2 protein-coding genes are annotated in these 1,741 nt (G+C 66.4%); one reads left to right on the forward strand and one right to left on the reverse strand.

The window, feature by feature from the left end; translation table 11 throughout:
• Nucleotides 1–734, reverse strand: a 734-nt coding sequence (locus tag JNK68_14610) for a hypothetical protein (GenBank protein ID MBL8541576.1), incomplete at its 3' end; no start/stop codon positions are given.
• A 251-nt stretch (nt 735–985) separates the two neighbouring features.
• On the opposite strand from JNK68_14610, the gene JNK68_14615 reads away from it, so the two are divergent.
• On the forward strand, nt 986–1,741 hold a 756-nt coding region (locus JNK68_14615; protein ID MBL8541577.1), incomplete at its 3' end, for a phosphorylase.

Raw genomic sequence — 1,741 nt, forward strand, 5'->3', positions numbered from 1 at the left:
GTCTCCTCCGGCACGACGTCGGCGACATACGCGTCCGGATAGGCAAGCGACGGGACCGCCTTCCCGCGCAGCACGCGCAGGGCGTGGCGCGCACGCAGATGCAGGTAGGCGCGTCCGTCACGAACGAGACCGCGATCGTGAAAATCGGGGTGATAGGGCGTGTAGTTGATCTCGCGCGCGGTGGCGATGATCCGCGCAGGATCGCCCGCTTGCAGGGCGTCGTCGTCGAACCATACGTGACGCGTGCGATAGACGACGAGGTGCTCGCCGCCTTGCGAGACGTTGAAGATCATCCGTGCGATGCCGTAACCGGCCAGGTGCTCGACCTGATACTCCGGGGTCAGCAAGCGATAGGGGAGCAGACACTCGCGACGCGACGCGACGTCGGGGGCACTGGCCACGCACCGCTTGTATGAATCGGGAACGGGCTGAGTGATCGCGAGTCGGATCACGTGCCAAGTGCGATCGCTTTCCTTGTACGCGCAGAGAGCCACCGGGCGAGCGGTGATGCGGGTGCCGTCGGTCTCGATGAAGCTCGTCATCGGGACCTTGCCGCATTCCTCCTCCCCTTCCCTGACGCGGTCGAGAAGGACGTCCGCCCGCGCGGGCGCGGCCGCAATCTCGGCCACTGCCGATGGCGGGTAGTCGGCGAGTGGGAACGTCTCGGCCTCTTCTTCCGCATGCGCGAACGAGATGCCGCAGAGCAACATACAGAATGCAAGGCGCTTTTTCATGATGGGATTGTTTTGGCCGGATATAGTGTGCCGCTGCGATCCTTCCGCGACAACTGGTTCGAGAACCCGCGGCAGGCTTGCGCAGCCGCGCCGCGAGGTGCACGACCCGTGCCCGCCTTGCTCGAAGCGTGTGCGACCATGCCGCGTGCCGGCAATCGGCGCACCTGTGCCTCGCAGCGCTGATGCACGACCGGCCGGGAGCCCTAGGCAGCGCGGCCTTGCAAACGGTCGATCGGAGGAGAGTCGCCGCCATGAGTATCGAGCCCGGAACCCTGTGGAATGCCGTGCGCGCGCGCACCCGGCATGCGCTCGGCTGCGGTGCGCTGAGACCGATCGAGATCGAGACCCGCGTCGTCCAGCAGGAAGGCATCCCGTTTCTCGTCCGCGTGGCCACCAATCTGCGGCGCAAGGACGCCGCGCGGGCAGAGCATGCGGAATCGAGTCGCGCGGCCGGAAAAGCGGTCGACCCGTTTCAGCCCTACGAGGAGGACCTGTTCGTAACAGACCTCCCGCCCTCGCACTTCTGCCTCCTCAACAAGTACAACGTGATCGATCACCACCTGCTGATCATCACGCGCGACTACGCCGACCAGGAAGAGCTGATCACGCCAGAGGACTTCGCGGCGCTGTGGGCGTGTCTTGCCGAGATCGACGGCGTCGGACTCTACAACGGCGGCAAGACCGCCGGCGCCAGTCAGCCGCACAAGCATCTGCAGCTCGTGCCGGTGCCGCTGGCCGCGGTCGGTGCACCGATTCCGATCGAGCGCGCGTTCGATCGGATCCCGCCTGGCAGCGACGTCACGCGCAGCGATCGGCTGCCGTTTCGCCACGCCTTCGCCCGGCTCGATCCTTCACACATCCGCACTCCTGCCACGGCGGCGGAAGAAACGTTCCGGCTCTATCGCGCGATGCTCGCCGCGATGGGTATCAAGGGTGTCGCTGCTGGCGGCGTGATCCGGCAGTCCGCCGCGTACAACCTGCTCCTCACCCGCCGCTGGCTGCTGCTG

It is taken from the genome of Betaproteobacteria bacterium, from assembly GCA_016791345.1.
Classification (GTDB): Bacteria; Pseudomonadota; Gammaproteobacteria; order Burkholderiales; family JAEUMW01; genus JAEUMW01.